The organism is Nocardia altamirensis NBRC 108246 (assembly GCF_001612685.1).
Lineage (GTDB): Bacteria > Actinomycetota > Actinomycetes > Mycobacteriales > Mycobacteriaceae > Nocardia > Nocardia altamirensis.
Window position 1 is genome coordinate 1 of sequence record NZ_BDAY01000133.1, and the last position, 15,407, is coordinate 15,407.

The window sequence follows — 15,407 nt, forward strand, 5'->3', positions numbered from 1 at the left end:
CCTCGGCCGCCGCGACCCGGCGGGACCGGGGCAGGATCGAGGCGGGCGTGCCCGCGGCCCGGCGCAACGCGTCGCCCGCGAGGAACCCGGCCCGCACCAGCGTGCTCTGCGCGGCGCCGATGCTCGGCAGCAACGGCACAAGCTGGGGGAGCGGACGCACCAGATGCGGTGCGGTGGTGCGAATCAATACCCCACGCTCGACCGCGCTTTCGTGCGCGATGCCGACCTGCCCGCTGGCCAGATACCGCAGCCCGCCGTGCACCAGCTTCGAACTCCACCGGCTGGTGCCGAACGCCAGATCGTGCCGCTCCACGAGCACCGTCCGCAGCCCGCGCGCGGCCGCGTCCAGCGCGACGCCGCAGCCGGTGACACCACCGCCGATGACGAGCAGGTCGATCCGCGTCTCGTCGCCGAGCTGCCGCAGTTCTCTGGCGCGGCGCTCGGCGTTCAACGCCGAATCGCCGGTGACAGCCGAATTGCTGGTCATCGCACTACCTTTCCGATATCTGTGGCACAGCAGGTGGTTGGTGCCGAATGCGCGTTCATCGCGCGCTGCCTGGCACGAGGTAACCGTCTATCGCGGTGCGCAACTCGGCATCCAGGTCGGCACCGGCGAGCAGTGGCGCGACCGTGCCCGCCGACTGCACCGCGGACTGGGCGATCAGCAGGAGCATCGTCGCCATTTGCTCCGGCTCGCCGTCGCGGATCGAGCCGTCTTGCTGGCCGGCGCGGATGCCGGCGGCGAACAGGTCGATCAGTGCGCGCTGGTTGCGGCCGAGGCGGCCGAAGACGTAGGTGAGCATCAGGTCGGTGTCGGTGCGGAAGATCTTGCCGAACAACGGATTCGAGCGAACCGTCGCGGCGCCCGCGACGATGCCGCCGGTCAACCTGGCACGGCCGGTGCCCTCGGTCGGCATGGTGGCGGCGACGATCGCGCGCAGCTCGCGCACCAGGAGTTCGGCGAGCAGCGCGCCGGTGTCGGGCCAGCGGCGGTAGACGGTCGGCCTGCTGACTCCGGCCCGGCGGGCCACCTCGGTGAGGGTGGTCCGGCGCACGCCGAATTCCTCGACGCAGCGGCGCGCGGCATCGAGGATCGCCAGATCGATGGCGGAAAGCGGCTCGTCCGGAGCGGTCAAGGGCACCTCATGGGTCGGGCAGCGAGTTACTGCTTGACATTCTATGTCAAACTGTAACGCATGGTCGAGACGAACAACTATCCCGCCGAGGCCTCGTCGCAGGCGGCAAACCCGGCTGCCGCCGCGGCCGCGGCAGGTATGGTCTGGGATGCCTGGGGCATCGCCGCCGGACACAAACCGCTGTCCACGCAGATCCGTGGTCTGCTGACGCAGGTGTTCGGGGTGTCGGGCGAGCCCGTGGCACGCCGCGATGAGGGCGACGTGCCGCTGCGCGAGTCGGCGCTGACTCCCGCCCAACACGAGGGGTTGGTCGCGGTGGTCGGCGCCGACCACCTCTCGACCGATCATCACGACCGGCTGTCGCACGCGGGCGGCAAGAGCACCCCCGACCTGCTGCGCCGTCGCGCGGCGGGTCCGCAGGACGCGCCGGACGCCATCGTTTTTCCCGCCGACCACGAGCAGGTGCTCGCCCTGCTGGCCTACTGCGCCGAGCACACCATCGCGGTCGTGCCGTTCGGCGGCGGCACCAGCGTGGTTGGCGGCGTCGATCCGGAGCGCGGCCGCTTCGCCACGGTGATCGCGGTGGACCTGCGCAGGCTCGACACCGTGTCGCAGCTCGACCCGATCAGCGGCACCGCCACCCTCGGCGCCGGACTCACCGGCCCGCGCGCGGAACAGCTGCTCCGCGCGCACGGACTCTCGCTCGGCCACTTTCCGCAGAGCTTCGAATTCGCCAGCATCGGCGGCTTCGCGGCCACCCGGTCCTCCGGGCAGGCCTCGGCGGGCTACGGCCGCTTCGACGATATGGTGCAGCGGCTGAAGATCGCCACTCCCGCAGGCACATTGGCGCTCGGTCGCGCACCCGCCTCGGCGGCGGGCCCTGACCTCCGCGAGCTGTTCGTCGGCTCGGAGGGCGCGCTAGGCGTGATCACCGAGGTCACCGTGCGCGTCCACCCCGTGCCGGAAACCACTGCGTACCAGGCGTGGTCGTTTCCCGACTTCGAAACCGGCGCCGCCGCACTGCGTTCGGTTGTTCAGGCAGGCGCGGCGCCGACGGTGCTTCGGCTGTCCGATGAGGCCGAGACCGGGATCAACCTGGCCCGCTCCGGCGACATCGGCGGCAACGCGGTCGCGGGCTGCCTGGCCATCACCACCTTCGAGGGCACCGCCGCGCACGTCGCGTTCCGCAGCGCCGAGGCGGAGGCCATCCTCGCCGCGGCGGGCGGCACCGCGCTCGGCGAGACGCCCGCCAGGGAGTGGGAGCACGGCCGCTTCGGCGCGCCGTACCTGCGCGACGCACTGCTGGACGTCGGCGTGCTGTGCGAGACCTTGGAAACCGCGACCACCTGGTCGAACCTCGCCGTGCTCAAGGCAGAGGTCACCGAGGCGCTCGCCGACTCGCTCGCCAGACAGGGCACCCCACCGCTGGTCATGTGCCACATCTCGCACACCTATCCGACCGGTGCGTCCTTGTACTTCACCGTCATCGCCAAGCAGCTCGACGACCCGATTGCCCAGTGGCACACGGCGAAACAGGCGGTGGGCGACGCGATCGTGGCGGCGGCCGGCACCATCACCCATCATCACGCGGTCGGTACCGATCACCGGCCGTGGCTGCCCGCCGAGATCGGCGAGCTCGGTGTGCGCGTGTTGCGTGCCGTGAAAGCCGAATTGGACCCTGCGGGCATCCTCAACCCTGGAAAGCTGGTTCCGTGACAGAGGATTCATCCCGATCCGTGCGCGCGGTGACCGTGGTCACCAATCCACTGGCCGGGCTCGGTAAGGGACACGACGTCGCGGGTGCCGCGCTGGCCAGGCTCCGCGAACGTGGGGCCGAGATCACCGAGGTGCGGGCCGCGTCGGCCGCCGAATCCGTTCGGCTGGTGCGGGATTCGATCCAGCACGGACGGCAGGACGCCGTGGTCTGCATCGGTGGCGACGGCTTGGTCAACGTGCTGCTCCCCGCGGTCGCGCAGACGGGTGTACCGCTGGGCATGATCCCCGCTGGCACCGGCAACGACCTGGCCAGAGAACTCGGCATCCCCACCGACGACCCGGTGGCCGCGGCAGACGCGGTGCTCGACGGTCGAACGAGGACCATCGACCTCGGCCGGATCGACTCGCCGACACCCGATTCGACGCCGATGTGGTTCGCCACCGTCACGGGCACCGGGTTCGATGCCCGAGTCACCTTGCGCGCCAACGCTATGCGCTGGCCGAGGGGTCGTCTGCGATACACACTGGCCGCGCTGGCCGAGATCTCCGGCCGTTTCACCGTGCCCTACCGGGTGGAGCTGACCGGCGCGGTCACCGAGGGACTGACGAACCCCGGCGCGGGTGCGCTGCTGGAGACCGACGCCGTGATGGTCGCGGTCGGCAACACCCGCACCTACGGCGGCGGCATGCTGATCTGCCCCGACGCCGTGCTCGACGACGGTCTGCTCGATCTGACCGTGGTCGGCGCGCTGTCCCGCGGCGAGATGCTGCGTCTCTTGCCTGCCTTGTCAGCAGGTAAGCGGCAGAACCATCCGGAGGTCAAGCAATATCGCGCCGCAGCGATCACGCTCACTGCGCCCGGCGCACCCGCGACCGCCGACGGCGAACCGGCAGGCACGCTGCCGATCACCATCACCGCCGTCCCCGGCGCGTTGACTGTTCTGGTGCCGTAAGTCCTGTCGCACTGTTCTTTCGGGCTGTGCGACAAACCCCGGCAACGCTACGGGGCGAAGGAGACTCGGCTCATCTCGTTGATGTTGCTCCGGTCCACGATCACCAGCGACTCGGGAACCGGTCGCATCGTGCCGCCGGCCCGCAGCCGTTCCATCAGCCGCCGCCAGCGAAAACAGTGCAGCGTGAAGGTGATTCGATGCGAGCGCCGTCCACGCGCATGTTGACCGGCCCTGGCCACCGTCGGCGGAACATCGAGCAGGATCACATGCAGTTCCCTGCCGTACCCGAATGCCCAGCGCGAGATCAGCCTGCGGGCCCACCCGAAGGTGGCGCAGTCGTGGATCACCACCGGTCCTTCGGTATCGCGCAGTGCCGCACGGATTCCCGCGAAGTGCGCGATGTGCACGACCGGACGCCACAGTGGGTACGGCAGCCAGTCCAGCCGGTGCCGCCACCGGTTGCGGGCCTGTTGGGAGTCGAGCACGACCGAGCCCTCCGGGCCTGCCGCGGGGCCTTCGCCGTCGGCGGTCGTGCCGAAGAACCGGCGCAAGGCGGTGCTCTTGCCCGCACCGGGGATGCCTGCGATGACCAACGCGGAGAGCGGGGGATACTGCAATTCGTCGATGGCGCGGCCGCGTAGATCGTGCACGGCGTGCGGCGCGAGGACGGGCATCGCGGTCTCGGTCAGCGAGGGCAGCGTGGCGAGCGGGGGGTTCACCTCTTCCAGCGTCCCCACTTGCCGCCGTGGCGGCAACGGGGAAAACCCTGGACTTTCACTGAGATTTTCCCGGAGTGGACTTGCGGAAGGCTTCACCTCTTCCAGGGTCCGGGTCCTCGGCCGATCTGGCAAGAACGGACAATCCGGGCGTGGGAATCAGTCGGAGCGGCCGCGGGCTCGGGCGCGCAGATGCATGCGCTCACCCTGGCTGCCGAAAAGACTGAGGATTTCGACCGGCCCACGCCCGGTGGTGCCGAACCAATGCGGTTGGCGGGTATCGAATTCCGCGGCCTCGCCCGGCCCGAGGACCACGTCGTGCTCGCCGAGAATCATCCGCAGCCGACCCGACAGCACATACAACCACTCGAATCCCTCGTGGACGCGCGGTTCCGGCTCGGTGCGGTCGGCGGGAAGCACCATCTTGAAGGCCTGGATCGGACTGGCTGGCGGGTGAGTGGAAAGACGGTGATACCGTTGATCTTTCGCGGGTGCGAGTGCACCCGGGGGTCCGCGATCCGTGGTGCCGCGACGAGTTCGTCGAGCGGGATCTGCAGTGCCATCGCGATGGGTAACAGCAGTTCCAGGCTGGCGCGGCGCTGTCCGGACTCCAGGCGCGACAACGTGCTCTTGGATATCCCGGTGGTCTCCGCCAATGCCGTCAACGTGACATTGCGGTGGGTGCGCAGCGCCCTGAGCCGCGGGCCGATGTCGGCCAGCGTTGCGGCGATGGTCGGCTGATTCTCCATCGCACCAGTGCACCGCGATTTCCCGGAAACGGCAATATCTGTTGCCGTTCTCGCGCGATATTCGGCACCCTGGTCGGCGGAGACGATCGTCAGAGGAGCGAGGAAGAGATGGACACAGGCCAGAAGTACGACGTAGTAATCGTCGGTGGGGGCGCGGCCGGACTGTCCGCGGCGCTCGTGCTGACCAGGTCGCGCCGCACGGTGGCGGTGGTGCGCGGCGGCGAGCCGCGCAACGCGCCTGCCGAGCACATGCACGGCTTCCTGTCTCGCGACGGGATGCCGCCGGGTGAGCTGCTGGTCACCGGTGCCGCTGAGGTCGCCGGATACGGCGGCGAGCTGATCGACGATGTCGTGACGACCGTCGAAAAGTCCGATGACCACGGTGTTTTCACCGTCACCCTGGCCGGAGGGCGCGTGCTGACCGCGCACCGGGTGGTGATCGCGACCGGCCTGCGCGACGAACTGCCCGACGTGCCCGGCGTGCGTGAACGGTGGGGCGCCGAGGTGCTGCACTGTCCGTACTGCCACGGCTACGAGGTGCGCGACCAGCCGCTCGGCCTGCTCGGCGGCGCCGATCCCCGGGTGATGCATCTGGCCGTGCTGTTGCCGCAATGGTCGGACGACGTGATCCTGTTCCAGCACACGATGACCCTGTCCGACACCGACCGCGCCCAGCTCACCGCGCGCGGCGTCCGCGTCGTCGAGGGCGAGGTCGCTCGCCTGGTCGTCGACGGCACGCTGCGCGGCGTGGAACTGACCGACGGCAGGGCGGTGCCCCGCTCGGCGGTGTTCGTCGCGCCGACCTTCCTGCCCAACGCCGACCTGTTGCACGCCCTCGGCTGCGACTTCGACGAGAAGGGCTGGGTGGTCGCCGACCCGACCGGACGCACCAGCGTGCCGGGAGTCTGGGTGGCGGGCAATGTCTCGAACCCCGCGGCCCAGGTGATCAACGCGGCAAGCGCGGGCTACAGCGCCGCCGTCGCGATCAACAGCGACCTCGCGATGGCCGCCGCGAACGCCGTTCCTGTCGGATAACCACGCCGCTCCCGGCCGGTCAAGTGGGCCATCGGTCTCAGAAACCGGCGGAATCTGAGAATTAGTTATGGATTCCGGAACGGCTCCAGAACACTTCCAATCGGGACGGTAAGCTATCGGGTGTAGGCGGAGTCTTCGGTGTCCCTCATCCACCGAAGACTCCGCCTTCCTTGGTTCCGGCACCCCGCCCCTGCGGAATTCGGTTGAGACCGGCCACTAGAATCGTTGGGTGACCAGCGCACCCCCTGACCCGCGTAATCGTGCCGAAGCCCTCCCCAAGAGCTGGAACCCCGGCGAGGTAGAGGCCGCCATGTACGAGCGCTGGGTAGCCGCTGGCTATTTCGCGGCCGACGCCACCAGCGACAAGCCGCCGTACTCCATCGTCTTGCCGCCGCCGAACGTCACCGGCAATCTGCACATCGGCCACGCGCTCGACCACACCCTCATGGACACCCTCACTCGCCGCAAGCGCATGCAGGGTTACGAGGTGCTGTGGCTGCCTGGCATGGACCACGCGGGCATCGCCACCCAGACGATGGTGGAGAAGCAGCTCGCCGTCGACGGCAAGACCAAAGAGGACTTCGGCCGCGAGCTCTTCATCGACAAGGTGTGGGACTGGAAGCGCGAATCCGGCGGCGCCATCCAGTGGCAGATGCGCGCGCTCGGTGACGGTGTCGACTGGAGTCGCGACCGATTCACCATGGACGACGGCCTGTCTCGAGCCGTCGTGACGATCTTCAAGCGGCTCTACGACGCCGGACTGATCTACCGCGCCGAGCGACTGGTCAACTGGTCGCCCGCGCTGCGCACCGCCATCTCGGACATCGAGGTCAACTTCCAGGAGATCAACGGCGAGCTCGTCTCGCTGCGGTACGGCTCGCTCGACGACAGCGAACCGCACGTGGTCGTGGCCACCACCCGCGTCGAAACGATGCTCGGTGACACCGCGGTGGCCGTGCACCCGGACGACCCGCGCTACCAGGCGCTGATCGGCACCACCCTGGAGCATCCGATCACCGGGCGGCAGATCCCGATCATCGCCGACGACTACGTGGATCCCGAATTCGGTTCCGGCGCAGTGAAGATCACGCCCGCACACGACCCGAACGACTTCGAGATGGGCCTGCGGCACAACCTGCCGATGCCGAACATCATGGACGAGAGCGGCCGGATCATCGGCACCGGAACCGAATTCGACGGCATGGACCGGTTCGAGGCTCGGGTCGCGGTGCGCGAGCGGCTGGCCGCCGAGGGCCGCGTTGTCGCCGAGAAGCGGCCCTACCTGCACAGCGTCGGGCATTCCGAGCGCAGTGGCGAGCCGATCGAGCCGCGGCTTTCCATGCAGTGGTGGGTCAAGGTGGAATCGCTGGCGAAGGCCGCCGGTGACGCGGTCCGCAACGGCGACACCGTGATTCACCCGGCCAGCTCGGAACCGCGCTGGTTCGACTGGGTCGACAACATGCACGACTGGTGCATCTCCCGGCAGCTCTGGTGGGGTCATCGCATCCCGATCTGGTACGGCCCCGAGGGCGAGGTGCTGTGCGTCGGACCCGGCGAGACCGCGCCCGAGGGTTACGTGCAGGACCCCGACGTGCTCGACACCTGGTTCTCCTCGGGTCTGTGGCCGTTCTCGACCATGGGCTGGCCGGACAGCTCGCCCGAGCTCGAGAAGTTCTATCCGACAGACGTTCTCGTCACCGGCTACGACATCCTGTTCTTCTGGGTGGCCAGGATGATGATGTTCGGCACCTTTGTCGCCGACGACCCGGTGCTCACGGCGGGTAAGAACGGCACTCGCCAGGTTCCGTTCAAAGACGTGTTCCTGCACGGTCTGGTGCGCGACCAGTTCGGCAAGAAGATGTCGAAGTCGCGTGGCAACGGCATCGACCCGCTGGTCTGGATCAACGAATACGGCGCCGACACTTTGCGCTTCACGCTGGCGCGGGCCGCGCAGCCCGGCGGTGACCTCTCGGTCGGCGAGCCGCACGCGCTCGCCTCGCGCAGCTTCGTCACAAAGCTGTTCAACGCCACCAAGTTCGCGCTGATGAACGGTGCACACACCGGCGAGCTGCCGGACCGCGCCGACCTCACCGACGCCGACCGCTGGATCCTCGACCGGCTCGAGGAAGTGCGCGCCGAGGTCGACACGGCCCTGGACGGCTACGAGTTCGGCAAGGCCTGCGAGGCGCTGTATCACTTCGCCTGGGACGAATTGTGTGACTGGTACCTGGAATTGACCAAGGTGCAGTTCGCCGCGGACCCGGCGCGCGTCGATGCCACCCAGGTGGTGCTCGGCACCGTGCTCGACGCGGTGCTCCGCCTGCTGCACCCGGTCATCCCGTTCGTCACCGAATCGCTCTGGCAGGCATTGACCGGCGGCGAGTCGCTGGTGATCGCCGCGTGGCCGCAGGCCTCCGGGGTGGCCACGGATCAGCTTGCCGCGCAGCGCATTGCGGACACCCAGCGGTTGATCACCGAGATCCGCCGGTTCCGCAGCGACCAGGGCCTCGCCGACAAGCAGAAGGTGGCGGCCAAACTCGTCGGACTCGACGCGGCGGGGCTGGCCGACCAGCACGACTCGGTCACCAACCTGGCCAGGCTCACCGCGCCCGGCGCCGACTTCGCCGCCACCGCGTCGGTGGAGGTCAGGCTGAGCGGCGCCACCGTCACCGTCGAGCTGGACACCTCCGGCGCCGTCGACCTGGACGCCGAACGCCGCCGCCTGGAAAAGGATCTGGCCGCCGCGGAGAAGGAATTGGCCACCACAACGGCCAAACTCGGCAACGAGGCCTTCCTCGCCAAGGCGCCGGAGCCGGTGGTCGCGAAGATCAAGGGCCGTCAGGAGATCGCGGGCGCCGAAGTGACCCGCATCGGCGCCAGGCTCGCGGAATTGAGCGCCAAATGAACACCGAACCGGAACCGCAGTACGGCGACGAGTTGCGGCACCCGGCGGCAGGACCACGGTTGAGTTCGGGACCGTCGCCGGTCGAGCTCGCCGAAATGGCGCTGGTGGAAGCCGAACTCGACACGCGCTGGCCGGAAACCAAGATCGAGCCGTCGCTCACCAGGATCGCCACTCTGATGGACGTGCTCGGCGCACCGCAGCACGGCTATCCGGCGATCCACGTCGCAGGCACCAACGGCAAGACCTCGGTGACCAGGATGATCGACGCGCTGCTCACCGCGCTGCACCGCAGGACAGGCCGGATCACCAGCCCGCACCTGCAGCTGGCCACCGAGCGGATCAGCATCGACAACGCGCCGATCACCCCGGCCAAGTACGTCGAAACCTTCCGGGAGATCCAGCCGTTCGTCGAGATGATCGACGAGCGCTCGGCCGCGGCGGGCGGTCCGGCCATGAGCAAGTTCGAGGTGCTCACCGGCATGGCGTTCGCCGCCTTCGCCGAGGCGCCGGTCGATGTTGCGGTCGTCGAGACCGGCATGGGCGGCACCTGGGACGCGACCAACGTCATCGACGGGCAGGTCGCGGTGATCACTTCGATCGGCCTCGACCACACCGACTTCCTCGGCACCGACCTCACCGCCATCGCGGGGGAGAAGGCCGGGATCATCAAACGCGCACCGGAGAGCCTGATTCCGCGCGACACCGTCGCGGTGATCGCCGAGCAGGACCCCGAGGCGATGGAGGTGCTGCTGCGCAGGGCCGTCGAGGTCGACGCCGCGGTAGCGCGCGAGGGCTCCGAATTCCGAGTGCTGGCCCGGCAGATCGCGATCGGCGGCCAGCAGCTCGAATTGCAGGGCCTCGGCGGGGTATACGACGAGATCTTCCTGCCGCTGCACGGCGAACACCAGGCGCACAACGCGGTGCTCGCGCTGGCGGCGGTGGAGGCGTTCTTCGGTGCGGGCGCCGACCGTCAGCTCGACATCGAGGCGGTGCGTGCGGGTTTCGCGAGCATGACCAGCCCGGGCAGGCTCGAGCGGATGCGCAGCGCGCCGACCATCTTCATCGACGCCGCGCACAACCCAGCGGGCGCACAGGCGCTCGCGTCGACCCTGACCGCCGAGTTCGACTTCCGCAAGCTGGTCGGCGTGGTCGCGGTGCTCGCGGACAAGGACGCCGACGGCATCCTCACCGCGCTGGAGCCGGTGCTCGACGAGATCGTCGTCACCAGCAACGGTTCGCCGCGCGCGATGGACGTCGACGTCCTCGCCGACCTGGCGGTGCAGCGGTTCGGCGACGAGCGGGTGATCACCGCGTCGACCCTGCCCGATGCGCTGGAGACCGCCATCGCGATCGCCGAGGAGGTCGGCGACACGGGTGAGATGGTGTCCGGCGCAGGGGTTGTCGTCACCGGCTCGGTGGTCACGGCAGGCGCGACGCGTGCGCTGTTCGGAAAGGACCCGGCATGATCGGGTCAGGCCCGGAGGAGGCAGCTTGCGTCACCACGGAGGGCCCCCGATCACGCCGAGGAGTGGCAGCATGAGTGAGCCCGAGCAGAGCCCGGCGGTTCCGCCACCGGCCACCGATCCGTGGAAAGGCTTCCGCGGCGTGATGGCGGGCACCTTGGTGCTCGAGGCGATCGTGGTGCTGCTCGCGCTGCCGGTCGTCGCCGATGTCGGCGGCGGCGTGACCTGGTTCTCCGGGACCTACCTGGTGGCGCTCGCCGTGGTGATGTTCCTCGGCGCGGGCTTCCAACGCCGTTCCTGGGCAATGCCTTTCAACCTCGGCCTGCAGGTACTGCTCCTGCTCGCCATCTTCATCCACCTGTCCATCGGCATCATCGGCGTGGTCTTCTGCGTCGTCTGGGGCTTCATTCTGGTGCTGCGTGCGGACGTTCGCGGCCGCATCGAAAAGGGTTTGCTCCCAAGCCAACAGATCCAGCGTTCGCCCTGAATCCCGGGCCCCGAATAACGGGGCTACGGCAACTGTGCACTACACGCCCATAAATGTGCCGATTCGGTAGTCACCGATCGACCGTGGCGCCCCGACTTCCCCTCGGAGTCGGGGCGCTGTTGTGCATAGGCGAAGCGGGATCGCGAGGCCCATGTCGCCCGCCACGCGAGCGCTGGTTCGGTACCCGGAGGGGGTGCCGGTTAGAGTGTCGCCGTGACTGAGCAGACGTTGGTACTCATCAAGCCGGACGGTGTGGCCCGTGGCCTCGTCGGCGAGGTGCTGGTACGGATCGAGCGCAAGGGCCTCAAGATCGCCGCCCTCGAGCTGAAGCACGTGTCCGAGGACCTGGCCAAGGGCCACTACGCCGAGCACGCCGAGAAGCCGTTCTTCGGCTCCCTGATCGAGTTCATCACCTCCGGCCCCGTCGTCGCGGCCATCCTGGAGGGTCCCCGCGCCATCGCGGCATTCCGGCAAATCGCCGGCGGCACCGATCCGGTCGAGAAGGCCGTGCCAGGCAGCGTTCGCGGAGACTTCGCTCTGGAGACGCAGGAGAACCTTGTCCACGGGTCCGATTCGCCCGAATCGGCCAAACGAGAGATTGCTCTCTGGTTTCCGGAGTTCCCGGCTTAAGCCATAGTTACGGAACGGACCAAGTCTTGAGCGAGCGCAGCGAGTGAAACGATAGACACAGCGCCTCCGGGGCGCGGCGTAGCTGAGCGTAGCGAGGCGAAGCCGTGCGCCGCGGCGGGATCGCGGCGCACGGTGTGGGATACTGGTGTCGGCCGCCTTTGCTGCCGACTGTTCGCGCAGGTACGTGAATGTTCGGGGCAATCGCAGCCGGATGACACACCGCGGTTCGATGCCGATCATCGCTGCCACGGACAAAAGGCCCGGTTGTCGGGTTTGCTGTTCGCGTCGGCACGCTGGATGAGCGCTCACACCGTGGAGTTCAGCCAACAGCCAGGCGCCGCGTGACCAGTTAGCCCAAACCGACGAACGACATGGTGATAACCGGACATGCGGGGCGAGACCATATGACCTTGCGCCGAGCGGCGTGAGGCGAACGGAAAGTGCCCCCGCGTCGGCCGCTTCACTCCTTACCGGGAGGGACGCGCCCGGGGGTCCGAGGAGACTTCGTGGCCGATCAAGTGCCATTGGAAACAACATCACAGGATGCCGAACCATTGCCGGAGCGAATTCGAGTTCATGCACTCGCCAAGCTGCTGGGAGTAACGAGCAAGCGCATCCTGGCCAAGCTCACCGAGTTGGGGGCCGACGCGCGCAGCGCGCAATCGAACGTCGACCGGGCGATCGCGGAATCGGTCCGCGACGCGCTCGGCCCGCCGGAGGGCGACGCCCCCGCGGCGGAGACCGCCGAGACGCAGGCCGAACCGCAGGCGCAAGCGCCCGTCGAAGCGCCGGCACAGCCGGAGCCCGCACCGAGCAGGGGACACGGCGGGCTGGTCTTCTCCGCCCCCGATCCCATCATCGGCGCAGCCAACGCGGGGGATCCCAACGCGGTTGCCCACCAGCCGTCGGTGCAGCTGTTCACCCACCCGGTCCGAGAAGAGCCGCACGTCACGGCCCCGGTGGTGTTCGAGTCCGCCGCCGTCGTTGCCGCGCCGCTGTTCCTGCCGCCGGACGCCGAAGCGGCCGAACAGGCCCGCCGCAAGCGCCGCACGGAGCGAACCGAGCGCGTGGAGCGTCCCGAGCGCACCGAACGTCCCGAGCGCGAACCCCGCCGCGAAGAGCCGGTAGCAGAGCAGCCCGAAGAAGAGCCGGAGACCGTCGAGGACGAGCAGGACTCGACCGACCAGCAGAACGATGCGGACGGTCAGCCCCGCCGCAGGCGTCGTGGCCGCCGTGGCCGTGGCCGCGGTCGTGGCGAACAACACAGCGACGCCGACGACGAGAACGACGACGCCGACTCCGACAACAACACCGAGGACGAGTCGACCGGCGATGCCGCGGACTCCTCGGATGCCAACGACTCGGCCGACGACAACGCCGACTCCGACGACGACGAGAACACCTCCGACGGTTCGACCCGGCGTCGCAGGCGCCGTCGTCGCCGCAAGGTGGCAGGCGACGCGAACGAGGCCGACACCACCGACGACGACCCGCCGAACACCGTTGTGCACGAGCGCGAGCCGAGGAACAAGAGCCGCAGCCGCGCCACCACGGTCGACGAGGTGCAGGGCATCACCGGTTCCACCCGGCTGGAGGCCAAGCGCCAGCGCAGGCGGGACGGCCGCGAGGCCGGTCGGCGCCGCCCGCCGATCCTGACCGAGTCCGAGTTCCTGGCGCGCCGCGAATCGGTGGACCGGGTGATGGTGGTGCGCGAGAAGGCGTTCCCCGATCACCCGACCGCAACCCAGGTCGCCGTGCTCGAAGACAACATCCTGGTCGAGCACTTCGTGACCAGCACCGGCTCCGCGTCGATGGTCGGCAATGTCTACCTCGGCAAGGTGCAGAACGTGCTGCCGAGTATGGAGGCGGCGTTCGTCGACATCGGCCGCGGCCGCAACGGCGTGCTCTACGCGGGAGAGGTCAACTGGGAGGCCGCGGGTCTCGGCGGCAAGGAACGCAAGATCGAGCAGGCGCTCAAGCCTGGCGACCAGGTGCTGGTTCAGGTCTCGAAGGATCCGGTCGGGCACAAGGGCGCTCGGCTGACCACCCAGATCAGCCTCGCAGGCCGCTTCCTGGTGTACGTGCCCGGCGGCACCTCCACCGGCATCAGCCGCAAGCTGCCCGACACCGAGCGCAAGCGGCTCAAGGAAATCCTGCGCGACATCGTGCCCAACGACGCGGGCGTGATCATCCGCACCGCGTCCGAGGGTGTCGCCGAGGAAGAGCTTGCCCGCGATGTGGAACGGCTGCAGGCGACCTGGCGCACCATCGAGAAGGCCGCCGAAGGCAAGAACGACGGCGCGCCCAAGACGCTGTACGAGGAGCCCGACCTCCTGGTCAAGGTCATCCGCGACCTGTTCAACGAGGACTTCTCCAAGCTCGTCATCGAGGGTGACCGGGCCTGGAGCACGGTCGAGAAGTACATCGGCACCGTGGCGCCGGAGATGCTCGCCAGGGTCTCCCGGCACGAGAACAACGGCGTCGACGTGTTCGAGACCTACCGCATCGACGAACAACTCGCCAAGGCGCTCGATCGCAAGGTGTGGCTGCCCTCCGGCGGCACCCTGGTGATCGACCGCACCGAGGCGATGACCGTCGTCGACGTGAACACGGGCAAGTTCACCGGTGCAGGCGGCAGCAACCTCGAAGAGACGGTCACCAGGAACAACCTGGAGGCGGCTGAGGAGATCGTGCGCCAGATGCGGCTGCGCGATATCGGCGGCATGATCGTCGTCGACTTCATCGACATGGTGCTCGAGTCGAACCGAGACCTGGTGCTGCGCAGGCTGACCGAGGCCTTGGGCCGGGACCGCACCCGGCATCAGGTGTCCGAGGTGACTTCGCTCGGCCTGGTGCAGATGACCCGCAAGAAGCTGGGCACCGGCTTGGTCGAGGCGTTCTCGACGACCTGTGAGCACTGCCATGGGCGCGGCATCCTGGTGCACGCCTACCCGGTCGAGCCGTCGTCGGGTGACGACGGTGGTGCCCGCGGCACCAGGGAAACCGGGTCGCGTCGTCGCCGTGGTCGGGACAAGGGTGCGGCGCCTGCCGCGCCCGCGGTCGCGACCAACGGGACAGCGCCGGTCGAGTCCGAAGAGGAGATCGCCGTCAAGCGGGCACATCCCGTGGCGTTGGCGATGGCCGCCCATCACCAGGACGAGGACGACGACGAGTCGGTGACCGACGAGATCGAGTCGGCGACTGCCGAGACCGCGGACATCGAGGTCGCGGACGTGGTGTCCGACAAGGCTGTTGCGGCGGACGTCGCGCCCGAGCAGGGTGCGGTCGCCGGGGTTGTCGAGGCGCCGGTGGCCGAACAGTCCGCGCCGGTGGTGCAGGAATCCGCAACGGTGGCAGCGGAATCGGCGTCGGTGGCACGGGAGTCCGCGTCGGCGGTGCGGGAATCCGCAACGGTGACAGCGGAATCCGCGCCAGTGGCCAAGGAGCCCACATCGGTCGCCAAGGAATCCGCAACGGTCGCAGCAGAATCGGCGCCGGTGGTCGAGAAATCGGCGCCGGAACCGGTCGATAATCGTGCGGTAACCAACGGTGCGCCAGAACCGGCGCCGCGCACCGGACGGCGGCGTCGCGTCGCCCGCTCCGCCGCCGCGCCCGCC

The 15,407-nt window shown here is 68.8% G+C and carries 11 protein-coding genes and 1 pseudogene; 8 read left to right on the top strand and 4 right to left on the bottom strand.

Translation table 11 applies throughout. The features are described from left to right. Together NA11_RS42705 and NA11_RS42710 are read right to left on the bottom strand one after the other, a co-directional pair. On the bottom strand, positions 1 to 487 hold a 487-nt coding region (locus tag NA11_RS42705), incomplete at its 3' end, for an FAD-dependent oxidoreductase (RefSeq protein ID WP_141718166.1). A 55-nt stretch (positions 488 to 542) separates the two neighbouring features. Then, positions 543 to 1,136: a TetR/AcrR family transcriptional regulator gene (locus NA11_RS42710; protein ID WP_069167835.1), complete on the bottom strand. Its 594-nt coding sequence runs from the start codon at positions 1,134 to 1,136 to the stop codon at positions 543 to 545. A gap of 138 nt (positions 1,137 to 1,274) precedes the next feature. Here NA11_RS42710 and NA11_RS42715 point away from each other — a divergent pair, with 138 nt between their 5' ends. Together NA11_RS42715 and NA11_RS42720 are read left to right on the top strand one after the other, a co-directional pair. Continuing rightward, complete coding sequence (locus NA11_RS42715) at positions 1,275 to 2,852, top strand: FAD-binding oxidoreductase (RefSeq protein WP_069167836.1); 1,578 nt, start codon at positions 1,275 to 1,277, stop codon at positions 2,850 to 2,852. Next, positions 2,849 to 3,805, top strand: a complete 957-nt coding sequence (locus NA11_RS42720; RefSeq protein WP_069167829.1) for a diacylglycerol kinase — start codon at positions 2,849 to 2,851, stop codon at positions 3,803 to 3,805. Before NA11_RS42715 ends, NA11_RS42720 begins: the two co-directional genes overlap by 4 nt. 47 nt (positions 3,806 to 3,852) lie before the next feature. Here the strand turns inward: NA11_RS42720 and NA11_RS42725 are convergent, their stop codons facing one another. Continuing rightward, positions 3,853 to 4,524 carry an AAA family ATPase gene (locus NA11_RS42725; protein WP_245746579.1) on the bottom strand — a complete coding sequence of 224 codons (672 nt, stop codon included), beginning with the start codon at positions 4,522 to 4,524 and terminating at the stop codon, positions 3,853 to 3,855. Positions 4,525 to 4,680: 156 nt separating this feature from the next. Further along, positions 4,681 to 5,270: pseudogene (locus NA11_RS42730) on the bottom strand (helix-turn-helix domain-containing protein). Between the two features lie 108 nt (positions 5,271 to 5,378). On the opposite strand from NA11_RS42730, the gene NA11_RS42735 reads away from it, so the two are divergent. The 6 genes from NA11_RS42735 to NA11_RS42760 form a co-directional block, all read left to right on the top strand. Beyond that, positions 5,379 to 6,305, top strand: a complete 927-nt coding sequence (locus tag NA11_RS42735; protein WP_069167830.1) for an NAD(P)/FAD-dependent oxidoreductase — start codon at positions 5,379 to 5,381, stop codon at positions 6,303 to 6,305. Between the two features lie 229 nt (positions 6,306 to 6,534). After that, on the top strand, positions 6,535 to 9,210 hold the full coding sequence (locus tag NA11_RS42740) for a valine--tRNA ligase (RefSeq protein ID WP_069167831.1): 2,676 nt from the start codon (positions 6,535 to 6,537) through the stop codon (positions 9,208 to 9,210). Further along, complete coding sequence (gene folC / locus NA11_RS42745) at positions 9,207 to 10,676, top strand: bifunctional tetrahydrofolate synthase/dihydrofolate synthase (RefSeq protein WP_439957147.1); 1,470 nt, start codon at positions 9,207 to 9,209, stop codon at positions 10,674 to 10,676. The genes NA11_RS42740 and folC overlap by 4 nt, the downstream gene beginning before the upstream one ends. Positions 10,677 to 10,746: 70 nt before the next feature. Beyond that, entirely contained in the window at positions 10,747 to 11,160 is a 414-nt protein-coding gene (locus NA11_RS42750; RefSeq protein ID WP_069167832.1) for a DUF4233 domain-containing protein, read from the top strand. A 213-nt stretch (positions 11,161 to 11,373) separates the two neighbouring features. Beyond that, the gene (gene ndk, locus NA11_RS42755) at positions 11,374 to 11,790 is read left to right on the top strand and encodes a nucleoside-diphosphate kinase (protein WP_069167833.1); all 417 of its coding nucleotides are present in this window, start codon (positions 11,374 to 11,376) and stop codon (positions 11,788 to 11,790) included. A gap of 506 nt (positions 11,791 to 12,296) precedes the next feature. Then, the coding region (locus NA11_RS42760; protein ID WP_084655590.1) for a translation initiation factor IF-2 N-terminal domain-containing protein at positions 12,297 to 15,407 on the top strand (3,111 nt) is incomplete at its 3' end.